This window comes from Streptomyces sp. KL2 (assembly GCF_046529545.1).
In the GTDB taxonomy this organism is placed as follows: Bacteria; Actinomycetota; Actinomycetes; order Streptomycetales; family Streptomycetaceae; genus Streptomyces; species Streptomyces radiopugnans.
The window spans coordinates 4,521,046-4,541,303 of record NZ_CP127170.1 but is presented as its reverse complement, the minus strand read 5'-3'; the positions used below and the strand labels follow the sequence as shown (position 1 = coordinate 4,541,303).

18 protein-coding genes and 1 riboswitch are annotated in these 20,258 nt (G+C 75.9%); of the genes, 10 read left to right on the top strand and 8 right to left on the bottom strand.

Translation table 11 applies throughout. The features are described from left to right. The first annotated feature begins 53 nt into the window (after positions 1–53). The 3 genes from QPK52_RS20410 to QPK52_RS20400 are packed head-to-tail and all read left to right on the top strand — an operon-like array spanning position 54 to position 4,809. Complete coding sequence (locus QPK52_RS20410; RefSeq protein ID WP_093655780.1) at positions 54–1,079, top strand: AAA family ATPase; 1,026 nt, start codon at positions 54–56, stop codon at positions 1,077–1,079. Further along, entirely contained in the window at positions 1,079–2,440 is a 1,362-nt protein-coding gene (locus QPK52_RS20405; RefSeq protein ID WP_410538910.1) for a DUF58 domain-containing protein, read from the top strand. The genes QPK52_RS20410 and QPK52_RS20405 overlap by 1 nt, the downstream gene beginning before the upstream one ends. Further along, positions 2,440–4,809 (top strand): transglutaminaseTgpA domain-containing protein, encoded by a 2,370-nt coding sequence (locus QPK52_RS20400; RefSeq protein ID WP_410538909.1) that lies wholly within the window; start codon positions 2,440–2,442, stop codon positions 4,807–4,809. Before QPK52_RS20405 ends, QPK52_RS20400 begins: the two co-directional genes overlap by 1 nt. 280 nt (positions 4,810–5,089) lie before the next feature. Here the strand turns inward: QPK52_RS20400 and QPK52_RS20395 are convergent, their stop codons facing one another. The 3 genes from QPK52_RS20395 to QPK52_RS20385 all read right to left on the bottom strand — a co-directional run bounded on the left by QPK52_RS20395 (position 5,090) and on the right by QPK52_RS20385 (position 7,118). Beyond that, positions 5,090–5,500 (bottom strand): DUF3040 domain-containing protein, encoded by a 411-nt coding sequence (locus QPK52_RS20395; RefSeq protein ID WP_093655195.1) that lies wholly within the window; start codon positions 5,498–5,500, stop codon positions 5,090–5,092. Between the two features lie 222 nt (positions 5,501–5,722). Further along, positions 5,723–6,505, bottom strand: coding sequence for a methyltransferase (locus tag QPK52_RS20390; RefSeq protein ID WP_410538908.1), 783 nt, complete (start codon positions 6,503–6,505; stop codon positions 5,723–5,725). A 103-nt stretch (positions 6,506–6,608) separates the two neighbouring features. Then, positions 6,609–7,118 carry an SAV_6107 family HEPN domain-containing protein gene (locus QPK52_RS20385; RefSeq protein WP_410538907.1) on the bottom strand — a complete coding sequence of 170 codons (510 nt, stop codon included), beginning with the start codon at positions 7,116–7,118 and terminating at the stop codon, positions 6,609–6,611. Between the two features lie 308 nt (positions 7,119–7,426). Here QPK52_RS20385 and QPK52_RS20380 point away from each other — a divergent pair, with 308 nt between their 5' ends. Next, the gene (locus tag QPK52_RS20380; RefSeq protein WP_410538906.1) at positions 7,427–8,062 is read left to right on the top strand and encodes a TetR/AcrR family transcriptional regulator; all 636 of its coding nucleotides are present in this window, start codon (positions 7,427–7,429) and stop codon (positions 8,060–8,062) included. Between the two features lie 246 nt (positions 8,063–8,308). After that, entirely contained in the window at positions 8,309–9,820 is a 1,512-nt protein-coding gene (locus QPK52_RS20375; protein WP_410538905.1) for a phytoene desaturase family protein, read from the top strand. 58 nt (positions 9,821–9,878) lie between these two features. On the opposite strand, the gene QPK52_RS20370 is transcribed toward QPK52_RS20375, so the two are convergent. The 5 genes from QPK52_RS20370 to QPK52_RS20350 form a co-directional block, all read right to left on the bottom strand. After that, the gene (locus QPK52_RS20370; RefSeq protein WP_410538904.1) at positions 9,879–10,841 is read right to left on the bottom strand and encodes a hypothetical protein; all 963 of its coding nucleotides are present in this window, start codon (positions 10,839–10,841) and stop codon (positions 9,879–9,881) included. Between the two features lie 22 nt (positions 10,842–10,863). Beyond that, a complete protein-coding gene (metF, locus tag QPK52_RS20365) occupies positions 10,864–11,781 on the bottom strand; it encodes a methylenetetrahydrofolate reductase [NAD(P)H] (protein ID WP_410538903.1) in 918 nt (305 codons plus the stop codon). A 109-nt stretch (positions 11,782–11,890) separates the two neighbouring features. After that, positions 11,891–12,538 carry a thiamine phosphate synthase gene (thiE, locus tag QPK52_RS20360; protein ID WP_410538902.1) on the bottom strand — a complete coding sequence of 216 codons (648 nt, stop codon included), beginning with the start codon at positions 12,536–12,538 and terminating at the stop codon, positions 11,891–11,893. Positions 12,539–12,673: 135 nt separating this feature from the next. After that, on the bottom strand, positions 12,674–13,039 hold the full coding sequence (locus QPK52_RS20355) for an Rv2175c family DNA-binding protein (protein ID WP_093655183.1): 366 nt from the start codon (positions 13,037–13,039) through the stop codon (positions 12,674–12,676). Between the two features lie 33 nt (positions 13,040–13,072). Continuing rightward, positions 13,073–14,323 carry an NAD(P)/FAD-dependent oxidoreductase gene (locus tag QPK52_RS20350; RefSeq protein WP_410538901.1) on the bottom strand — a complete coding sequence of 417 codons (1,251 nt, stop codon included), beginning with the start codon at positions 14,321–14,323 and terminating at the stop codon, positions 13,073–13,075. A gap of 190 nt (positions 14,324–14,513) precedes the next feature. Further along, positions 14,514–14,626: riboswitch (TPP riboswitch) on the top strand. Here QPK52_RS20350 and thiO point away from each other — a divergent pair. The 5 genes from thiO (at position 14,623) to QPK52_RS20325 (ending at position 20,186) form a co-directional block, all read left to right on the top strand. Further along, entirely contained in the window at positions 14,623–15,768 is a 1,146-nt protein-coding gene (gene thiO, locus QPK52_RS20345; RefSeq protein ID WP_410538899.1) for a glycine oxidase ThiO, read from the top strand. It overlaps the preceding riboswitch by 4 nt. After that, positions 15,765–15,998, top strand: a complete 234-nt coding sequence (gene thiS, locus QPK52_RS20340; RefSeq protein ID WP_410538897.1) for a sulfur carrier protein ThiS — start codon at positions 15,765–15,767, stop codon at positions 15,996–15,998. Before thiO ends, thiS begins: the two co-directional genes overlap by 4 nt. 8 nt (positions 15,999–16,006) lie before the next feature. Further along, positions 16,007–16,804 (top strand): thiazole synthase, encoded by a 798-nt coding sequence (locus QPK52_RS20335; protein ID WP_410538895.1) that lies wholly within the window; start codon positions 16,007–16,009, stop codon positions 16,802–16,804. Between the two features lie 166 nt (positions 16,805–16,970). Beyond that, positions 16,971–18,971: a Stk1 family PASTA domain-containing Ser/Thr kinase gene (gene pknB, locus QPK52_RS20330; RefSeq protein WP_410538893.1), complete on the top strand. Its 2,001-nt coding sequence runs from the start codon at positions 16,971–16,973 to the stop codon at positions 18,969–18,971. Positions 18,972–19,325: 354 nt separating this feature from the next. Further along, positions 19,326–20,186 (top strand): transglycosylase SLT domain-containing protein, encoded by an 861-nt coding sequence (locus QPK52_RS20325; RefSeq protein ID WP_410538892.1) that lies wholly within the window; start codon positions 19,326–19,328, stop codon positions 20,184–20,186. Positions 20,187–20,258: the final 72 nt, after the last annotated feature.

The window sequence follows — 20,258 nt, the reverse complement described above, 5'->3', positions numbered from 1 at the left end:
TGGCCGGCCCGCCGCGGGGCGGACCGGCCCGTGAGCGGGCCGAGGAGGGCCGGGTGACGACCTATGACGAACGAGCTGATCTCAGCGATCTGACCGCCACGGCGGACCGGGTGCGCCGGTCGGTGGAGAGCGTGATCGAGGGCAAGCCGGAGGTCGTACGGCTCTCGCTGACCGTGCTGCTGGCCGAGGGGCACCTGCTGATCGAGGACGTGCCGGGCGTGGGGAAGACCATGCTCGCCAAGGCGCTGGCCAGATCCGTGGACTGCTCGGTGCGCAGAATCCAGTTCACCCCCGATCTGCTGCCCTCCGACATCACGGGGGTGAGCGTCTACGACCAGCAGCACCAGGAGTTCGAGTTCAAGCCGGGCGCCATCTTCGCCCAGGTCGTGATCGGCGACGAGATCAACCGCGCGTCCCCCAAGACCCAGTCGGCCCTGCTGGAGTCGATGGAGGAGCGGCAGGTCACCGTCGACGGGCGCAGCTACGAACTGCCCGACCCGTTCATGGTGGTGGCCACCCAGAACCCGGTCGAGATGGAGGGCACCTACCCGCTGCCCGAGGCGCAGCGCGACCGCTTCATGGTGCGGGTGTCGATCGGCTACCCCAGCCCCGAGGCCGAGCTGCGGATGCTCGACGTGCACGGCGGGCCCTCGCCGCTGGACGACCTCCAGCCGGTCGCCCACGCCCACGAGATCGCCAAGCTGGTGGAGGCGGTGCGCGGCGTGCACGTCTCCGAGCCGGTCCGCCGGTACGCCGTCGACCTGGTCGCCGGCACCCGCAGCCATCCCGAGCTGCGCCTGGGCGCCTCGCCCCGGGCCACCCTGCACCTGCTGCGGGCGTCGAAGGCGGCGGCGGCCCTGGCCGGCCGGAACTTCGTGCTGCCCGACGACGTGCAGGCGCTGGCCGTGCCCGTGCTGGCTCACCGGCTGCTGCCCACCGCCCAGGTCCAGCTCGGCGGGCGCACCTCCGAGCAGATCGTCCTCGACATCGTGCGGCGCGTTCCCGTGCCCGCGTCCAACTACCGGGAGGCGACCTCGCAGCCCCCGCTGTACGGCCGGCCCTCCCACCGGGGGCTGTGATGGACGGCCCCGGCACAGCCGTCCGGGACACCGGCGGCGCGGACGGGAGCCTTCGGGCGGAGGAGCGCCGGGGTTCGCTGCGCGCCGCCCTCGCCGGACTCACCACCCGGGGGCGCTCGTTCCTGGCCGCGGGGGCGGCCGCGACGGTGTGCGCCTACGTGCTGGGCCAGGGCGACCTGCTGCGGGTGGGGGTGCTGCTGGCCGCGCTGCCCCTGGTCTGCGTGGTCGTGCTGCACCGCACCCGCCACCGCGTGGCGGCCTCCCGGCGGCTGTCCCCCGTCCGCGTGCCCGCCCGGGAGGAGGCCCGCGTGCACCTGCGGCTGGACAACGTCTCGCGGCTGCCGACCTCCCTGCTGATGCTCCAGGACCAGGTCCCCTACGTCCTGGGCCCGCGCCCGCGCTTCGTCCTGGAGCGGATGGAGCCGGGCGGCCGGCGCGAGGTCTCCTACCGGGTCCGCTCCGACCTGCGGGGGCGCTACCCGATGGGCCCGCTGCAACTGCGGCTGACGGACCCGTTCGGCATGGTGGAGCTGACCCGGTCCTTCAGCTCCCACGACACCCTCACCGTCGTGCCGCGGACCGAGGAACTGCCCCCCGTGCGGCTGGCCGGGGAGGCGGCCGGCCTGGGCGAGGGACGGCACCGCTCCCTGGCCATGGCCGGCGACGACGACGTGATCCCGCGCGGCTACCGCCACGGTGACGACCTGCGCCGGGTGCACTGGCGCTCCACCGCGCGCCACGGTGAGCTGATGGTGCGCCGCGAGGAGCAGCCGCAGCGGCCGCGCTGCACCGTGCTGCTGGACACCCGCCGGGCGGCCTGGGCCGGCTCCGGTCCGGAGTCGGCGTTCGAGTGGGCGGTCTCGGGGGCCGCCTCGGTCGCCGTGCACCTGCTGGAGCGCGGCTACGCGGTACGGCTGCTGACCGACGCCGGCGCGCCGGTGCCCGGGCCGGACGGCGGCGGTACGGACACCGCCGCCGCCGACACCGCCGGGCTGATCCTGGACACCCTCGCGGTGGTGGAGCACTCCGGCGAGCCGGGCCTGGCGCGGGCGTACGAGGCGCTGCGCGGCGGCAGCGGCGGTGGCGGGCACGAGGGGCTGCTGGTGGCCTTCCTCGGCTCGCTGGACGACGAGCAGACGGTGCTGGCCGGCCGGATGCGGCAGCGCGCGGGGGGCGCGGTGGTCCTCCTTCCCCGCGGGTTCCGCGAGCCGGCCGCGCAGGAGGAGAAGGAGCGGCCGCTGCGCGAGGCGGGCTGGACGGTGCTGCCGTACGCGCCCGGGGAGGCGCTGCCCGATCTGTGGCGGCAGGCGGACCGGTCCGCGGGCGGGGTGCCCGGGCGGACGGCGAGGAGCGGACGGTGATGAGCGGACAGGCCCGGCTGGCTTTCTGCGCCTGGGCGGCCACCCTGGCGGCGGCGTGCGCGCTGCTGCCGCTGGTCGCCCCGGCGGGCTGGCTGTTCCAGGCCGCCCTGCTGCTGGGCGTCCAGAGCGCGGTGGGCACGGTGGTGCGGCGGATGACACCGGCCGGACCGCCGGCGGTGGCGGCGCAGGCGGTGGTGTCGCTGCTGCTGCTCACCCTCGTCTTCGTCCGCGACGACGCCGTGCTCGGTGTGCTGCCGGGCCCGGACGCCGTCGAGGCCTTCGGCGCGCTGCTGGCACAGGGCACCGCGGACGTCGGCCGGTTCTCGATCCCGGCCCCCGTCACCGACGGCATCCGGCTGCTGCTGGTCGGCGGTGTGGTCGTCATCGGCCTGCTGGTGGACGTGCTGGCGGTGACGTACCGTGCCGCGGCCCCCGCGGGGCTGCCGCTGCTGGCTCTGTACTCGGTCGCGGCCGGGCTGTCCCCGGAAGGGGGCAGCCGGCTGTGGTTCCTGTGCGCGGCGGGCGGCTACCTGCTGCTGCTCCTGGCGGAGGGCCGGGACCGGCTGTCGCGGTGGGGCCGGGTGTTCGGCGGCGGGCCCGGTACCGCGCGGTCCGGCGGTGCGGCGCCGCCGTCGGTGCGCAACGGACGGCGGATCGGCGCGGTGGCGCTGGGCATCGCCCTGGTGGTGCCCGCGGTGCTGCCGTCACTGGGCGGCGGGCTGCTGGAAGCCGCGCGCCAGGGGCGGGGCACGGGGGGCGGCGGCGGCACGGTCTCGGCGGTCAATCCGCTGGTCGCGCTCCAGGACAGCCTGAACCAGCCGGACAACCGCACGGTGCTGACGTACACCACCGACGCCGAGAGCACCTCGGACATGTATCTGCGGATCGTGGCGCTGGACCGGTTCGACGGCACGTCCTGGCGGCCGTCGGAGCGCCGGATCACCGATCTGCCGCGTCCGCTCCCGCCGGCGCCCGGGCTGTCGCCGTCCGTCGGCACCGAGCGTGTCACCACCTCCTTCCGGGCCGCCGGCTGGTACGCCCAGAACTGGCTGCCCATGCCGTATCCGGCCGCCGAGGTCCGCATCGACGGCCGGTGGCGCTTCGAGCCGGAGGGCCGCACGCTCGTCGGCGACCGCGGGCAGACCACCCGGGGCGTGCGGTACGAGGTGGACAGTCTGGTGGTGCGGCCGACCGCACGGCAGCTGTCGGACGCCCCGGCGCCCTCGCCGCAGATCATCGAGGAGTACACCGGCGTACCGGAGTCGCTGCCGTCCGTGGTGGCCGAGACGGCGCGGAACGTCACCGAGGGGGCCTCCAGCGACTACGAGCGGGCCGTGAGGCTCCAGGACTGGTTCTCCTCCCAGGGCGGCTTCCGCTACGACACCCAGGTGAAGGCGGGCAGCGGCAGCGCGGCCATCGCCCGCTTCCTGGAGGACCGGGAGGGCTTCTGCGTCCACTTCGCCTTCTCCATGGCCGCCATGGCCCGCACCCTGGACATCCCGGCGCGGGTCGCGGTGGGCTTCACCGCCGGGGCCTCCGACGGCGGCGGCGGGATGGCGGTGGGGCTGCAGGACGCGCACGCCTGGCCGGAGCTGTACTTCGAGGGCGTGGGCTGGACCCGCTTCGAGCCCACCCCGAGCCGGGGCAGCGTGCCGGAGTACACCCGGCCCGACCTGCCCTCCCCCGAGCAGCCGGACGTCCCCGAGCCGCGGCCGGACGACAGCGCACAGCCGCTTCCGGAGCCTTCGGAGTCCGAGGAGTGCGTTCCGGGGCAGGTCAGGGAGGAGTGCGGCGCGGCGGCCGCCCCGCAGGACGACGGGGCCGCCGGCGGCTTCCCGGTGGGCAGGGCCCTGCTGGTGGCCGCGCCGGTGCTGCTCGCCGCGGGGATCCTGGCGCTGCCGGCCCTGTGGCGCGGCAGGGTCCGGTCCCGGCGGCTGGCGGGCGGCGGCGACCCCGGCGCCCACGCGCTCGCCGCATGGCGGGAGACGACCGACTCCGCCTGGGACCTGGGCGTCCCCCCTCAGGAGTCCGCCACGCCGCGGACGGCCGCTGCCCGCGTCGTACGGCTGGGAAGGCTGGAGGGCGAGGCCGCCGAGGCCGTGCACCGGCTGGCCACGGCGGTCGAGGAGGCGCTCTACGCACCCCGGCCGCGGCCGGCGCAGGGGCTGGCCGAGGACGTGCGGCGGGTGCGGGCCGGTCTGCGGGCGGCCGCCGGGCGCGGCGCGCGGCTGCGGGCCCTGCTGCTGCCGCGGTCGGCCGTACGCGCGGTGTGGGCCGTCTCGGAGCGCTGGTCGGCGGTGGCCGGGCGGTGGAGCGGCGCGGTGCGGCGGGTGCGCGCGCGGATCAGGCCGTCGGGGCAGCGGGCCTGAGGCCGGGGGGAGCCGGGGGCCGAAGGGAACGGGAGCCGAGGGGAACGGTGTCTTCCGGCCCGGTGGACGGACCGGTCCGGAGAAGACGGCCGAGAGAGACGCGACAGCGGACGGCTGGGGACCCGGAAGATCTTCCGGGTCCCCAGCCGTCCGCTGTCGTCGGTCCCGACTCGCCGGCCGCACGGGGACGGTGCGGCGGCGTCGGGTCGCTGTGGCCGTGCGCGCCGCCCACCGGCGGCGGCCGTGGCGGTGCGGTGCGGTGCGGTGCGCGAGCGGACCGTTACTGCTGTTCGTCCCGGCGGCGCTGCCAGCGGTCCTCGATGCGGTTCATCATCGAGCGGCGCGGCCTGCCCTGCCTTCGCGAGTGCGGACGGCCCCCTCCGTCATGGCCCTGGCCGGCGGGGGGCTGCTCACCGGGCTTGGGCGCCTTGCGCCAGCCCGTCACCGCGAGGACGGCGCAGCCGAGCATCACCAGGAAGCCCAGCACACTGACGATGACCAGCTTCGCGACCATCCCGGCCATGAGGAGCGCGACGCCCACCAGAAAGCCCGCGACCGCCTGGTAGACCCGTCGCCGGGTGTACGTGCGCAGCTCGCTTCCCTCGAGCGCTGTCGCGAACTTGGGGTCTTCGGCGTACAGCGCTCGCTCCATCTGCTCGAGCATCCGCTGCTCGTGCTCAGAGAGCGGCACGGAGTCCTCCTAATCGTCGGTCGCGGGGGCGACCGGATGCGACCCTTCAAGGATAGGCAGGGATTCGCCCCCGTGAAACCCGCCCCTCTACGCCAGTTCTGCCACCGGGACCGGGAGCCGGGCGGCGGTGTCGGGCTTCTCATTCCCCCGCCGCCGCACCGTCATGCCGATCGGTGTGCTTCGATCATACGGCGGGTAGCCGCCGTTCGGGTCGCCTGTGGCCTACCGCATCTCGTCGGCGGACGGTGCGGATCCCTCCCGGGTACGCGCGAGTACGTGGAGGTGCGCCGCGACGGACTGGAAGGCGGGCAGCTCCGCCACCGCCTCCTCCAGCCGGGCCAGGGCCTCGGTGGCGCCGGGTTCGGCGTCCACCAGCGCACCGGGCACCAGGTCCGCGAAGACCCGCACGCCGTGGACCGCGCCGACCTCCAGCCCGTTGGCGGCGACCAGGGACGTGAGCCGCTCGGGGGTGAAGCGCCGGGGCACCGGGTCCCCGCCGCCCCACCGGCCGTCGGGGTCGGTCAGCGCCCGGCGGGCCTCGGTGAAGTGCCCCGCCAGGGCGCGGGAGAGCACCGCGCCGCCCAGTCCGGCGGTGAGCACGCTCAGGGTGCCGCCCCCGGGGCGCAGCGCGGCCGCGACGTTGCGCAGCCCCTCCGCCGGGTCGTCGACGTACTCCAGGACCCCGTGGCAGAGCACCACGTCGTAGCCGCCGCGCTCGGCCACGTCGAACAGCCCGTGCGCGTCGCCCTGGACACCCCGCACCCGGCCGGCCACGCCCTCCTCGGTCGCGCGGCGCTCCAGGGCGAACAGCGCGTCGGGGCTGGGGTCCACCACGGTGACCCGGTGGCCGAGCCGGGCGACGGGCACGGCGAAGTTGCCGGTACCGCCGCCGGTGTCCAGGACGTCGAGCGTCTCCCGGCCCGCGGCCTTGGCCCGGTCGTCGAGTGCTTCCCGCAGGACCTCCCAGACCACGGCGGTACGGAAGTGTGCGTGGGGGCGGGACATGGCGGACGCTCCTAGGCGGCTCGGACGTGGCTGGCCCAAGCCTATTGCGTCGCCGCGGCGGCACGGCCGGCCGGGCGGCGAGGAGACGCCCCGCGCCCCGGCCTCAGCCCGCTCGCAGCCGCGGGCCCTCACCCCCCGGGCGGCCGCGCTCCCCCGGATCCTCGGTGACCCTGGGGAGCGGCAGCACGGGCTGCCGCACCAGCATCTGCTCGACGATGCGCAGGAACATCCCCGCGTCGCGTATCAGGTCGTCACTGTCGCGCCGGCCGGCCGCGCCGGCGATGCCGGCCTCGGCACGGGCGCGCTTGGCCGCCCCGGCGGCGAACAGCCTGCACCACTCGTCCAGCTCGGGCGCCACCTCGGGCAGCACCTCCCAGGCGCTGCGTATGCGCCGTCTGGCGCGTGCGGTGGACTCGGGGCGGCCGCGCACCGCGAGCACCGCGGCGGCGGTGCGCAGGGCGGCGAGGTGTGCGGTGGCGTACCGGTCGTTGGGGTGCTCCAGCTCCGCCGCCTCGTCGAGGCCGCGCCGCGCCTGGGCGAGCAGGTCGAGTGCGGCGGGCGGGGCCGACGCCCTGCGCAGCACGGGGTGGACATCCTCCGGGGGCCCGTTCATCTGCGAACCTCCTGTCATCGTCATGACCGTCACGGCTGTGCTGTTCGCGTGCTGTCCGCCGTGCTGTCCGCACGCGCGGGTCGCGACCGGCGATCGCGATGGGAACATCGTTGCGCATGCCACTGACAATCGGCCCCGACCTGGGCAAACGCCCCCTGTCGGGGCTCGTCCGGCGTACGGGGACAGTGCCCGGCGAGCCGCGCCGGGCCGGTGGCGCACCCGCTGCTCCCCGGTGCCCGGTCCGGTCCCCGCCTCCGCCCGCGCCTCCCCTCCCGCCCCTCTGCCCGGTTTCTGTGAAAATTCGGCCCATGGACAGCGGCACGCGATGGAACGCCACCCGGCAGAGGCTCTACGAAGCGGCCGTGTCGCTCGTGGCCGAGCAGGGCTTCTCGGCCACCACGGTGGAGGAGATCGCCGAGCGCGCCGGAGTGGCCAAGGGCACGGTCTACTACAACTTCAGCAGCAAGACCGGACTGCTGGAGGCGCTGCTGCGGCACGGTGCCGGGCTGCTGTCCGCCTCGCTGGAGCGGGCCGCCGCCGACGCGGCCGGACGCGGTGGCGGGCGCCCGGAGGTCCTGGACGCGATGATCCGGGCCGGCCTGGTCTTCGCCGACCGCTGCCCGGCCTTCGCCCAGCTCTACGTCGCCGAGCTGTGGCGCACCAAGCGGCCCTGGCACGCCACCCTGACGGCCGTGCGGCGGCAGGTCGTGACCGTGGTGGAGGAGGCACTGCGCGGCGGGGCGGGCCCCGGCGGCCCCGAGGGGCCCGGCCGGCCGGACGAGGACGCGGATGTGTCCCTGACGGCCTCGGCCGTGGTCGGGACGCTGCTGATGACGGCGCTGGACTGGAAGACGTTCCAGCCGGAGCGGCCGCTGGAGGAGGTGCACGGCGCGCTGTCGCGGCTGCTGCGGGGCCGGATCGGCGGAAGCGGGCGGTCCGGCTGATCCGCCGTACCGCCCGCTCCCGTCCCCCGTGTCCCCCGAGCGTTCCCCCTACAGACGGCCGCCACGCCGTTCCGCCGCCCCGTGCCGGCGGTGCGGCGCCGCGTTTCCCGTCGTCTCCGACTCTGCCGTCCACGCCTGGTGAAGCCCATCCGTACGGCTACTCAGAACCGGACTCAGGTACTTCTACTCATCTACTGCGTACGGCCCTTCGAAGCTGTTACCGCGCCCCGGTTAGAGTGCCTGGTCATGGCACGGACTGTGGTGATCGGCGCCGGTATGGGCGCCATGGCCGCCGCTGCCCGGCTGGCCGTGGCGGGCCACCGGGTGACGGTATACGAGCGGGCGGGGACCCACGGCGGCGCGGTGCGCCGCCTGGAGCGGGACGGATTCGGTTTCGACACCGGTCCCGGACTGCTGTACCTGCCCGCCGTCTGGCGGGACCTCTTCGTCAAGACCGGCCGCGAGCCGCTGGAGGAGTGCGTCGCGCTGACCGAGGTGGACCCGGCCGTCCGCCACGTCTTCGCCGACGGCACGTCCGTCCGCCTGCCCGGCGGGTCCCGGGCGGGTACGGTCGACGCCCTGGACGCGGCCATCGGCGCGGGAGCGGGAGAGCGGTGGAGCGAACTGCTGGGCCGGGGCCGCCGGACGTGGGAGGCCACCCGGCGTCCGCTGCTGGAGGAGCCGCTGACAGCCGCCGGCGACCGCGCACCGCTCGGCCGCGATCCGTATCCGGCGCCGCGGCGCGGGCTGCTGCGCCGCCGCGCCCCCTTCCTGTCCGAGGTCGCCCGCTCCGAGCTGCGCGATCCGCGGCTGGTGGCGCTGCTGGAGAGCCATGCGCTCGCCCACGGCCTCGACCCGCGCCGCACCCCGGCGAGCGCCGCCGTCCTGCCGTATCTGGAGCAGACCTTCGGCACCTGGTACGTCGGCGGCGGGATGCGCGCGCTGGCGGACGCGGTGTACGAGCGCTGCCTGGCGCGCGGGGTGGAGTTCCGGTTCGGCACGGCGGTGTCCGGGATCACCGTGGAGGGCGGCCGCGCCACCGGGGTGGAGCTGGCCGACGGCAGGCGGGCGGAGGCCGACGCCGTGGTCTGCGGAATCGATCCCCGGCCGATGTACGGCGGCCGGGCCAGCGCGGCGGACGGCGGCCCCGGCTACGCGGCGGGACGGCTCACCGTGCTGCTCGCGCTGCGCGGCGCCCGGCCCGAGGGCACCGTCCACCGCACGGTGGTGCACACCGGGGGGCCGGGCGGCACGACGCGCACCGTCACCGTGCTGCGGCCCGGCGATCCGGCGCTGGTTCCCGACGCCGAACACGAGTCGGCGGTGCTGTCGGTGGCCGTGCCGCCGCACCGCGCGGGGGCGGCCGGACCGCCGGCCGGCCGGACCGGCGCCGGGGGCGAGGACGGCGGGGCCGTGGACTGGACGGCGCCGGGCGCGGCCGAGCGGGCCGCGGACGAGGCGCTGGCCGCCGCGGACGCCGCCGGGCTCGGCCTGGGCGGACGGGTGCTATGGCGCGAGGTGCGCACCCCCGCCGACACCGAGCGGGAGACCGGGGCCCCCGGCGGCGCGGTGCCCGCCCCCGCTCTGGCGGGGGCGGACGGGGCCTTTCTGCGTGCGGCCAACTCGACGGGTACGGCCGGGCTGTACCGGGTGGGCGGTTCGGCCCATCCCGGGGGAGGGCTGGCGCACGCCGGGATGTCGGGGGCGCTGGCCGCCGGGCTGATCGTCGAGGGCGACGACTGGCGCGGCTCCCGGTGACCGGGCCGGGCGAGGCCGGAGCGGGGTGCCGCCGGGGCGGGACGGGCGGCCGCGCGGCTCAGTAGCGGGGCTGCTCGCCGTAGGGGTGGGCGGCTCCCGGGGCCAGGTCGTGGCCGCCCTCGCCGTATCCGTACCCGCCGTCCTCGCCGTACTGGCCGGGCTGCGGCTCGGAACCGCGCTGCTGCGGCACCCACACCCCGCCGGGCGGGGTCTGGCCGGCGTACGGGTCGGCGGGGTGGCCGGTGCCGTATCCGCCGCCGTAGGAGTCGTAGGAGGCGTCGAAGGCGTAGCCCTGGGAGCCGTCCCGGGGGCCCTGGGCGGCCTGGTCGCTCTGCGTGTCGTAGGCGGGCCGGCCGGAGGCGTCGGCGTACGGGTCGGAGTAGGCGGCGTACTGCTGCTGCTCGCCGCCCGCGCCGTAGCCGTAGTCGTACGACCCGGCGTACCGGCCGCCCTGGTCGTAGCCGGGGTGGCCCGTGTAGTCACCGGTCGTGTACGGGGCCTCGTACTGCTCCTGGCCCCCGTACTGCTCCTGCCCGCCGTACCGCTCCTGCTCCTCGTACCGCTCCCCCGGCTGCCCGGAGGAGGCGTCCCGCTCGTAGACGCCGTAGCCGCCGGTGTCGTCGGGCAGCGGCTCCGGGCTGTACGCGGGGGGCTCCGGCTCGTGGACCTCCAGCCCGGAGACCTCCAGGTGCGGGCCGGCGTCCCGGGGCGGCATGGGCCGCACCTCGCGGCGGCGCCTGCTGGTGCCGGGCATGCCGCCCAGCGCCCAGCCCGCGGTGAAGCCGCGCCGGTAGGAGAGGGTGACGAAGGTCTGGCCGACGGCGAAGGCCGCTCCGCCGAGCGAGATGACCGTCAGCGACACCGGCACCGAGGAGATCGCCACCACCCCCAGCACCACCAGCGAGAACCCGCCGAAGGCCAGCAGCCGCCAGCGCAGCCTCGCCTTGTACTGCAGCAGCACCTCGGCCAGCAGCCAGACCGCGACGATGCCGAACGCGATGTAGAGGAGCGTCCACCCCATGTGCGTCCTCCCACCCCGTCTTCTAGCCCCGCCGGTGCAGGCCCAGATTCTCGTAGATCTCCAGCGTCGCCGTGGAGTGGTTGAGGGTGATGAAGTGGAGTCCGGGGACGTCCTCGGACATCAGCCTCGCGCACAGCTCCGTGGCGTACTCGATTCCCAACGAGCGTACAGCGGCCGGATCGTGCTCCACCGCGAGGATGCGTTCGGCCAGGTCCGGAGGGAAGGTCGCGTTGCTCAGCTTCGCGAACCGCTCGATCTGCCGCACGCTCGTGACGGGCATGATCTCCGGAATGATCGGGACGTCGCAACCCGCGGCGGCCACCCGGTCGCGCAGCCGCAGGTAGTCGTCCGCGTAGAAGAACATCTGCGTGATGGCGTAGTCGGCGCCGGCCCGGCACTTGGCCACGAAGTGGCGGATGTCGCTGTCCCAGTCCGTCGAGCGCGGGTGCATCTCGGGGAAGGCGGCCACACCGACGCAGAAGTCCCCCGACTCCTTGATGAGCCGGACGAGCTCGGCGGCGTAGGTGATGCCCTGCGGATGCGGTACCCACTCGCCGGTGGGGTCGCCGGGCGGGTCGCCGCGGACGGCGAACATGTTGCGGATGCCGGCGTCCGCGTACTGGCCGATGACGTTGCGCAGCTCGGCCACCGAGTGGTCCACCGCGGTGAGGTGGGCGACCGGGGTGAGGGTCGTCTCGGTGGCGATCCGCTCGGTGGCCCGCACCGTGCCCTCCCGGGAGGAGCCTCCGGCGCCGTAGGTCACCGACACGAAGGTGGGGGCGACGGCCTCGACACGGCGGATGGCGTTCCAGAGGGTGCGCTCGCCCTTCTCCGTCTTGGGCGCGTAGAACTCGAAGGAGTACGAACGCTCGCCGGACGCGAGCAGCTCGCGGACGGTGCGCGCGCGATCAGTCCTGGTGGAAGGGGTACCGAGGGCCATGTCGGCAGGCTAACCGGCGCCCCGGCCGCACACCGCATCCCCGGGGCGATATGTCTTTTTGGCCCGCTTGCCGTCCAGTGGGTGGACACCCGCCCCGGGCGGAGCCGCCTCAGGCCGACCGCAGCCGCGCGGCGAGGTCCGCGGCGGCGGCCCCCGGGTCGTCCGCCTCGGTGATCGCGCGGACCACCACCACCCGCCGCGCCCCGGCCTCCAGCACCCGGTCCAGGTTGGAGGCGTCGATCCCGCCGATGGCGAACCAGGGCCGCTCCGGCCGCAGCCGCGCGGTGTACCGCACCAGGGAGAGCCCCGGGGCGGGGCGGCCGGGCTTGGTGGGGGTGGGCCAGCAGGGGCCGGTGCAGAAGTAGTCCACGCCCGGCTCGGAGAGCGCCGCGTCCACCTCGGCCTCGGAGTGGGTGGAGCGGCCGATCAGGACGCCGTCGCCCAGGATCGCGCGGGCGGCCGGCACCGGCAGGTCGCCCTGCCCCAGGTGCAGCACGTCCGGGCCGGCGGCGTGGGCGACGTCCGCCCGGTCGTTGACCGCCATCAGCTTCCCGTGGCGGCGGCAGGCCTCGGCGAGGACGGCCAGGTACTCCAGCTCCTCGGCGGCCTCCAGGGACTTGTCGCGCAGCTGCACGATGTCGACGCCGCCGAAGAGCGCGGCGTCCAGGAACTCCGCCAGGTCGCCGCGCTCCCTGCGCGCGTCCGTGCACAGGTACAGACGGGCGTCGCCGAGCCGCTCGCGTGCGGTCGCTGCCATGCGGGAATCCCCCCGGAACGAGGCGTGCGGGTCCCGGCGCCCGGGTGGGCGCCGGGACCCGCACGCCGGTGATCGGTCGTACGGTTCGCTGTGTCCGGCCCTGCCGGGCCGGGTCGTCCGCGGTGGCCGCGCCGCTCAGACGGCCAGCGCCTGGGCCCGCCGCTTCACCTCGGTGCCGCGATTCTCGCGCAGGGCCTGCGCCGGGGTGCCGGGCAGGGTGTCATCGGGCGTGAACAGCCACTCCAGCATCTCCTCGTCACTGAAGCCGTCGTCCCTGAGCAGCGTGATGGTCCCGGTCAGGCCCTTCACCACCCGGCCCTCGCCGATGAAGTCGGCGGGCACCTGGAGCACCCGGTTCTCACCGCGGCGCACCGCGATGAGCTGGCCCTCCCTGACCAGCTGCCGCACGCGCGTCACCTCGACGCCGAGCCTCTCGGCGACGTCGGGGAGGGTGAGCCAGGCCGGGACGAGAGCATCGGTCTTCGCGTCAATCTCGTTCACGGGAACCAGCCTGCCATCTGCCACCGACAGCCACTAGCGGGCCGCGCTCTTCAGGGGGACGGACGGGTCGGCCGCCCGCACCGGGTCCAGGGCGGTGCCGCGTTCGATCAGCTTCCGCCCCTGGGCCAGGTCGCGCGGACGGCCCACGGCCAGCAGGGCGCGCAGCACACCGCCGCGCAGCCAGCACACCGACCAGGCCGCGTCCGCCGGATCGCCGCGCCACAGCAGCTCGTCGCCGCCGGTGTGGTGGCCCGCGTACTGGACGAAGCGGCCGAACTGCTCGGACCAGAAGTACGGCACCGGGTCGTACACCGGCGTCTCGGCCTGTCCGGAGACCAGGTCCGAGGCGACCGTGCGCGCCCCCTGGAGCGCGTTGTCCCAGTGGTGGACCAGCAGGCGGCGGCCGTAGCGGGCCGACGGGTAGGAGGCGCAGTCCCCGACGGCGTGGACGCCGGGGACGGAGGCGCGCAGCCGCTCGTCGGCGAGGACCGAGCCGTCCTCGCCCAGCGCCACGCCGGAGCCCGCCAGCCAGCCGGTTGCCGGGCGCGCGCCGATCCCGACGACGACCGCGCCCGCGGTCAGCACCGAGCCGTCGGACAGCTCCACCTCGCACACCGGGTCGTCCTGCGCGCCGGCCGCGGCGACGCCGGTGACGGCGCACCCGGTGCGCAGTTCGGCGCCCGCCTCGCCGTACCAGGCGCGCATCCGGGCCGCGACGGGCGGCGGCAGCGCCCCGGCCAGCGGCTGGTCCGCGGCCTCCACCACGGTCACCCTGCAGCCGGCCTCGCGGGCCGCGGTGGCGAACTCGGCGCCGATCCAGCCGGCCCCGACGACCACCACATCCCGGCGCCCGGCGAGCACCGGCCGCAGCCGCTCGGCGTCGTCGAGGGTGCGCAGCAGGTACACCCCGGGGACGCCCTCGGCACCGGGCAGGGGGATCGGCTCGGCGCCGGTGGCGACGACCAGGCCGTCGTAGGGCACCGGGCCGGCGGCGGTGTCCGCCTCCCGGTCGCCGGTGCGCAGCCCGGTGACGGCCGTGCCCAGACGCAGATCCACCTCCAGCGCGCCGAAGTCGACGTCGAAGGCTGACCCGGGCGCCCTGCCCAGCAGCACGGCCTTGGACAGCGGCGGCCGGTCGTACGGCCGGTGGGGCTCGGCGCCGACCAGGGCGATCCTTCCCGGCCAGCCCTGCTCACGCAGCTGTACGGCGGTCTGCACCCCGGCCATCCCGGCGCCGACGACGAGGATCCGCTGCCTGCTCTGCTGCTCGGTTCGCACGCTCACGCGATCACTGTAGGAGGTCGGGGCGGGCCGCCGGGCAGCCGCGCGGCGGGGCCCTGTGAGACCCCTGCCACAGCCGCCGCGCCCCTCCGGCGCCCGTACCGCCCTTCAGCCCCGGCGGGCGCGCGGATAGGGTGGCCGGCGTCCGGGGAGACGAGAAGGACCCTCGGACCGAACCAGCGGACCAGCGAACCAGAAGAAGCGCGGGAGCCCGGCGCACCGGGCTGAGAGGGAGGCTTGCGCGGCCTCCGACCGTACGAACCTGATCCGGGTCATTCCGGCGAAGGGAGGGGCACTGCGCCATGCACGTGCTGATCATCGGCGGTGGCGTCATCGGGCTGGCGACGGCCTGGCGGACCGCCCGGCGGGGGGCGCGGGTCGCGGTCGTCGACCCGGCGCCGGGCGGCGGCGCCGCCCAGGTGGCGGCCGGGATGCTGGCGGCCGTCACCGAGCTGCACTACGGCGAGGAGTCCCTGCTCGCCCTCAACCTGGCCTCGGCGCGCCGCTATCCGGCCTTCACCGCCGAGCTGGAGGAGGCCTCGGGCCTGGGGACCGGCTACCGCGCCTGCGGCACGCTGGCCGTCGCGCTGGACGCCGACGACCGGGCCCATCTGCGGGAGCTGCACGCGCTGCACCGGCGCTGCGGGCTGGAGTCGGCGTGGCTGACCGGCCGCGAGTGCCGCCGTCTGGAGCCGATGCTCGCTCCCGGTGTGCGCGGCGGGCTGCGCGTGGACGGCGACCACCAGACCGATCCGCGCCGCCTGACGGCCGCCCTGCTGGCCGCCTGCGAGCGGGCCGGGGTCCGTTTCGTGCGGCAGCGGGCCGAGCGGCTGTCCCTGTCCGGCGACCGGGCGGCCGGGGTGGCGCTGGCCGACGGCACCGCGCTGGAGGCCGACCAGGTGGTACTGGCGGCGGGCAGCGACAGCGGCCGGCTGGCGGGGGTGCCCCGGGAGGTGCTGCCGCCGGTGCGCCCGGTCAAGGGCCAGGTCCTGCGGCTGCGGGTCCCCGGTCCGTACGCCCCCTTCCTCTCGCGCACCGTGCGGGCCCTGGTGCGCGGCGGGCACGTCTACCTGGTGCCGCGGGCCGACGGCGAGCTGGTGCTGGGCGCGACCAGCGAGGAGCAGGGCTGGGACACCACCGTGACGGCCGGCGGCGTCTACGAGCTGCTGCGCGACGCGCACGAGCTGGTGCCCGGCATCACCGAGCTGCCGCTGGTGGAGACCCGCGCGGGGCTGCGCCCCGGCTCCCCCGACAACGCCCCGCTGCTCGGCCCGACCGCCCTGCCCGGCCTGCACCTGGCCACCGGCCACCACCGCAACGGGGTGCTGCTCGCCCCGGTCACCGGCGAGGCCCTGGCCCAGGTCCTGACCACCGGCGAACTCCCCGAGGAGGCACGCCCGTTCACCCCCCGGCGCTTCGACCGCACGCTTCAGGAGAGCCCCGTATGAACACCGGCGCACCCCGTACCGCCGCCACCGTCACCGTCCATGTCAACGGCGAGCCGCGCGAGATCGCGGCCGGTCTCGCCCTGGACGCCGTCGTGGCGTCCCTGACCACCGCGTCCGCAGGCGTCGCCGCGGCCGTCAACGAGACCGTCGTGCCGCGCGGGCAGTGGCCGTCGACCCCGCTGGGCGAGGGCGACCGGGTCGAGGTCCTGACCGCGGTGCAGGGAGGCTGAGGGGAACCATGGCGGACGACATCCTCACCATCGGCGGTACCGCCTTCACCTCCCGCCTCATCATGGGCACGGGCGGCGCGCCCAGCCTGGACGTGCTGGAGCGGGCGCTGCTCGCCTCGGGCACCGAGCTGACCACCGTGGCGATGCGGCGCCTGGACCCGACCGTCTCCGGCTCGGTGCTGTCGGTGCTCAAGCGGCACGGCATCCGCGTGCTGCCCAACACCGCCGGCTGCTTCACCGCCGGGGAGGCCGTGCTCACCGCCCGGCTGGCCCGCGAGGCGCTGGGCACCGACTGGGTCAAGCTGGAGGTCGTCGCCGACGAGCGCACCCTGCTGCCCGACCCGGTGGAGCTGCTGGAGGCCGCCGAGACACTGGTCGACGACGGCTTCACCGTCCTGCCCTACACCAGCGACGATCCGGTGCTGGCGCGGCGGCTGGAGGACGTGGGCTGCGCGGCGGTCATGCCGCTGGGCTCGCCCATCGGCTCCGGTCTGGGCATCCGCAACCCGCACAACTTCCAGCTCATCACCGAGCGGGCGTCCGTGCCGGTCATCCTGGACGCGGGCGCGGGCACCGCCTCGGACGCCGCCCTCGCCATGGAGCTGGGCTGCGCGGCGGTGATGCTGGCCTCCGCCGTCACCCGTGCCCAGGAGCCGGTGCTGATGGCCGAGGCGATGCGGCACGCGGTGGAGGCGGGGCGGATGGCGTACCGGGCGGGCCGGATCCCGCGCCGCCACTTCGCGCTGGCTTCCTCGCCGGCGGAGGGGATGGCGGACCTCGATCCGGAGCGGCCGGCCTTCGGGTGACCGCCTTCGGGTGACCGCCTTCGGGTGACCGGCCCGCGGGCGGCCGCCCGCGGTTCCCCTCCCGGCGTCGCGGCGCGGCGGCGGTTTCGTCACCGTTCCGCCGCACTCCGGTGCGCCTGCGCCGGTTCGGTCGGCCGTGGGGGCGGCGGCTCGTAGACTCTGCGCCGTGGACACGACCCTTCGGGACCCGTTGATCGGGCACGTGCTCGACGGCCGGTACCGCGTGGAGGCGCGGATCGCCGTCGGCGGCATGGCCACGGTCTACCGGGCGATGGACACCCGGCTGGACCGGGTGCTCGCCCTGAAGGTGATGCACCCCTCCCTCGCGGCCGACGCCTCGTTCGTCGACCGGTTCATCCAGGAGGCCAAGTCCGCGGCCCGCCTGGCCCACCCCAACGTGGTGGGGGTCTTCGACCAGGGCGAGGACGGGGGCTACGTCTACCTGGCCATGGAGTACGTCCAGGGCTGCACGCTGCGCGACGTGCTGCGCGAGCGCGGGGCGCTCCAGCCGCGCGCCGCCCTGGAGGTCCTGGAGGCCGTGCTCGCCGCGCTGGGCGCCGCCCACCTGGCCGGCCTGGTGCACCGCGACGTGAAGCCGGAGAACGTCCTGATAGGGGACGACGGCCGGGTGAAGGTCGCCGACTTCGGCCTGGTGCGGGCCGTGGGCTCCCAGACGTCCGCCTCCACCGGCTCGGTGCTGGGCACCGTCTCCTACCTGGCGCCCGAGCAGATCGAGCACGGCACCGCCGACGCCCGCGCGGACGTCTACGCCTGCGGCGTGGTGCTGTACGAGATGCTGACCGGCTCCAAGCCGCACGCCGGCGGCACCCCGGCCCAGGTGCTCTACCAGCACCTCCAGGAGGACGTCCCGGCCCCCTCGGCCGCCGTGCCCGGCCTCGCCCCCGCCCTGGACCGCCTGGTGGCCCGCACCACCGCCCGCGACCCCGGGCGGCGGCCGGCCGACGCCGTGGAGCTGCTCGCCGAGGTCGGGGCCGTGAAGGAGGCGCTGACCGGCGAGGAGCTGGACGTGCTGCCCCCGGCCGCCGCCGGCCGGGGCGGCTCCCGCCTTCCCGCCGGCTCCGAGGACAGCACCGCCGTCCTCCCGCGCCGCGCGCCGAAGGCCGCCGCCGGCGCCGGTCCGGAGGAGGCCGGGGGCGCCGAGGGTGCCGGAGAGGCCGGGGAGGCGCTGAACCGCACCGCCGTCCTGCCCCGGCCGGCCGCCGTACGGACGGAGCCGGGGGCGCCCGGGGAGCCCGGACCGGGCGCGCGCCGCCGGCGGGGGGCGGGCCGCGGGTCCGGGCGTCCGGTGCCCGCGCTGGTCACCGCCGTCCTGCTGGCCGTCGGCGCGGTGCTGGGCGTCTGGTACATCAACTCCGGACAGTTCACCAGGACCCCCGGGGTGCTCGACATGACCGAGGCCCAGGCCAAGCGGACGGTCGAGGAGGCCGGACTGGAGTGGCGGATCGTCCGGGACTACAGCGACACCGTGGAGCGGGGCCATGTCATCGGCACCGACCCCGGCCGCGGTGAGCGCATCCGCGGAAACGGCACGGTGACCATCACCGTCTCCCAGGGCCCGGAACGGGTCGAGGTCCCCGATGTGACGGGCGACACGCCGGACGAGGCGCGCCGGAAGATCAAGGCCGCCGGGCTGGAGCCCGGCATGGTGACCAGGGAGTTCTCCGGGAAGGTGGAGCGGGGCTCGGTGGCCCGCACCGATCCCGGGGCGGGCAGTGTGCGCCGCCCGGGCACGGCCGTGGCGCTCGTGCTCTCCAAGGGCGCGCGGGTCGAGGTGCCCGGCGTCGTCGGCGAGGACGAGGGAACGGCCCGGCAGCGGCTGGAGGAGGCCGGGCTGAAGGTGCGGACGGCCCCGGAGCGGGTCTTCTCCGAGGAGGACGAGGGCGCGGTCGCCCGGCAGTCGCCCCGCGAGGGCGCGGTCGCGGCCGAGGGCGACACCGTGACCCTGACCGTCTCCAAGGGGCCGGAGATGGTCGAGGTCCCGGACGTGGAGGGGCTGGGGGAGCGCGAGGCCCGGCGGTCCCTGGAGGAGGCGGGCTTCGAGGTGAGGGTCCGCAGGGTCTTCTTCACCGGCACCGTCTTCGACCAGTCCGTCGCCGCCGGCGAGCGGGCCCCGCGCGGCTCGGAGATCACCGTCTGGGTGCGCTGAGCGGAGCGCACCGGTCCGGCCGGGCCGACCCGGGCGCAGCCGTCCGGGCACGGAGGGTTGCTTGAGCGGGCAGCCGTTGTGAACCGCCCCATAGGACCCAGATCACTTACGAAGCCGCGTAGTGGACACCGCGACCGCCTGAACGGCCCCGATCGGCCCTCGCGGGCCCGTTCCGCCGGATATCCACGACTCCGGGTAGTACTTCGCGTTTTTGTCCTCATAAGTTCCGGACGCTAACAATGCAACGGTCGCCAGCGCCGAGGGAGCAACCCGGCGCAACCCCGCTCGGCCCCATGGCCGGCCCGGCTGATCCGGCTCCGCGACGCAAGCGATCGGAAGAGGTTCTCCTCCCCCATGTCTGTGTTCCGCGTTCTCGACCAGTTCCGCGTGTCCGGCACCGCCCGTATGACCGGCACCCACAGGTTCTCCGCCATCGGCGTCGCCGCGGCCACCGGCGCCGCCACCCTGGCGCTCGGCCTCGCCCCGGCTGACGCCGGGCAGGCCACCCCCTCGTCCGGCGGGAAGCCCGCGTCCGCGCCGGTCTCGCTCCCGGCGGAGCAGGCGGCCCAGGCCGAGGAGCTCGCCACCGGGCAGGGCGGCCTGCGGGCGCAGTTCTCCGGCTCCTACCAGCAGGCCCAGGCCGAGGCCCGCGAGGCCGCCGCCGAGAAGGAGCGCCGAGCCGGGGAGAAGGCCGCCCGGGCCGAGGAGGAGGCCGCCCGGGCCGAGGAGAAGGCCGAGCGCGAGGCCGCCGCCGACCGCGGCTCCACCCGCGAGAGGGCCGCCGACCGCTCGCACGACCGCGGCGGCTGGGGCGACGGCGGCAACTGGGGCGAGCGCGACAGCAAGTCCCTGGAGCGGGCGTACGAGCGCGAGCAGCGCGACGCCGCCTCCTACCCGGACAACCTGGACGGATGGATCCGCGAGGCCCTGGCCATCATGGAGCGCGAGGGCATCCCCGGCACCTACGAGGGCATCCACCGCAACATCATGCGCGAGTCCAGCGGCAACCCGCGGGCCGTCAACAACTGGGACGTCAACGCCCGCAACGGCGTTCCCTCCAAGGGCCTGCTCCAGGTGATCCAGCCCACCTTCGACGCCTACCACGTCGAGGGCACCAAGTACGACCTGTACGACCCGGTGGCCAACATCGTCGCCGCGTGCAACTACGCCGCCGACCGGTACGGCTCCATGGACAACGTCGACTCGGCCTACTGACCGGCCGCCGGCCGGAAGCCCGCGGCGGACGGCCCGGCGGCCCGCTCACCACGAGCGGGCCGCCGGGCCGTC

Coding starts and splice junctions, on each gene's coding strand:
- thiS (WP_410538897.1), top strand. CDS start 15,765: ATGAACACCGGCGCACCCCGTACCGCCGCCACCGTCACCGTCCATGTC.
- QPK52_RS20400 (WP_410538909.1), top strand. CDS start 2,440: ATGAGCGGACAGGCCCGGCTGGCTTTCTGCGCCTGGGCGGCCACCCTG.
- QPK52_RS20390 (WP_410538908.1), bottom strand. CDS start 6,505: ATGTCCCGCCCCCACGCACACTTCCGTACCGCCGTGGTCTGGGAGGTC.
- QPK52_RS20375 (WP_410538905.1), top strand. CDS start 8,309: ATGGCACGGACTGTGGTGATCGGCGCCGGTATGGGCGCCATGGCCGCC.
- QPK52_RS20325 (WP_410538892.1), top strand. CDS start 19,326: ATGTCTGTGTTCCGCGTTCTCGACCAGTTCCGCGTGTCCGGCACCGCC.
- QPK52_RS20380 (WP_410538906.1), top strand. CDS start 7,427: ATGGACAGCGGCACGCGATGGAACGCCACCCGGCAGAGGCTCTACGAA.
- metF (WP_410538903.1), bottom strand. CDS start 11,781: ATGGCCCTCGGTACCCCTTCCACCAGGACTGATCGCGCGCGCACCGTC.
- thiO (WP_410538899.1), top strand. CDS start 14,623: ATGCACGTGCTGATCATCGGCGGTGGCGTCATCGGGCTGGCGACGGCC.
- thiE (WP_410538902.1), bottom strand. CDS start 12,538: ATGGCAGCGACCGCACGCGAGCGGCTCGGCGACGCCCGTCTGTACCTG.
- QPK52_RS20405 (WP_410538910.1), top strand. CDS start 1,079: ATGGACGGCCCCGGCACAGCCGTCCGGGACACCGGCGGCGCGGACGGG.
- QPK52_RS20335 (WP_410538895.1), top strand. CDS start 16,007: ATGGCGGACGACATCCTCACCATCGGCGGTACCGCCTTCACCTCCCGC.
- QPK52_RS20370 (WP_410538904.1), bottom strand. CDS start 10,841: ATGGGGTGGACGCTCCTCTACATCGCGTTCGGCATCGTCGCGGTCTGG.
- QPK52_RS20385 (WP_410538907.1), bottom strand. CDS start 7,118: ATGAACGGGCCCCCGGAGGATGTCCACCCCGTGCTGCGCAGGGCGTCG.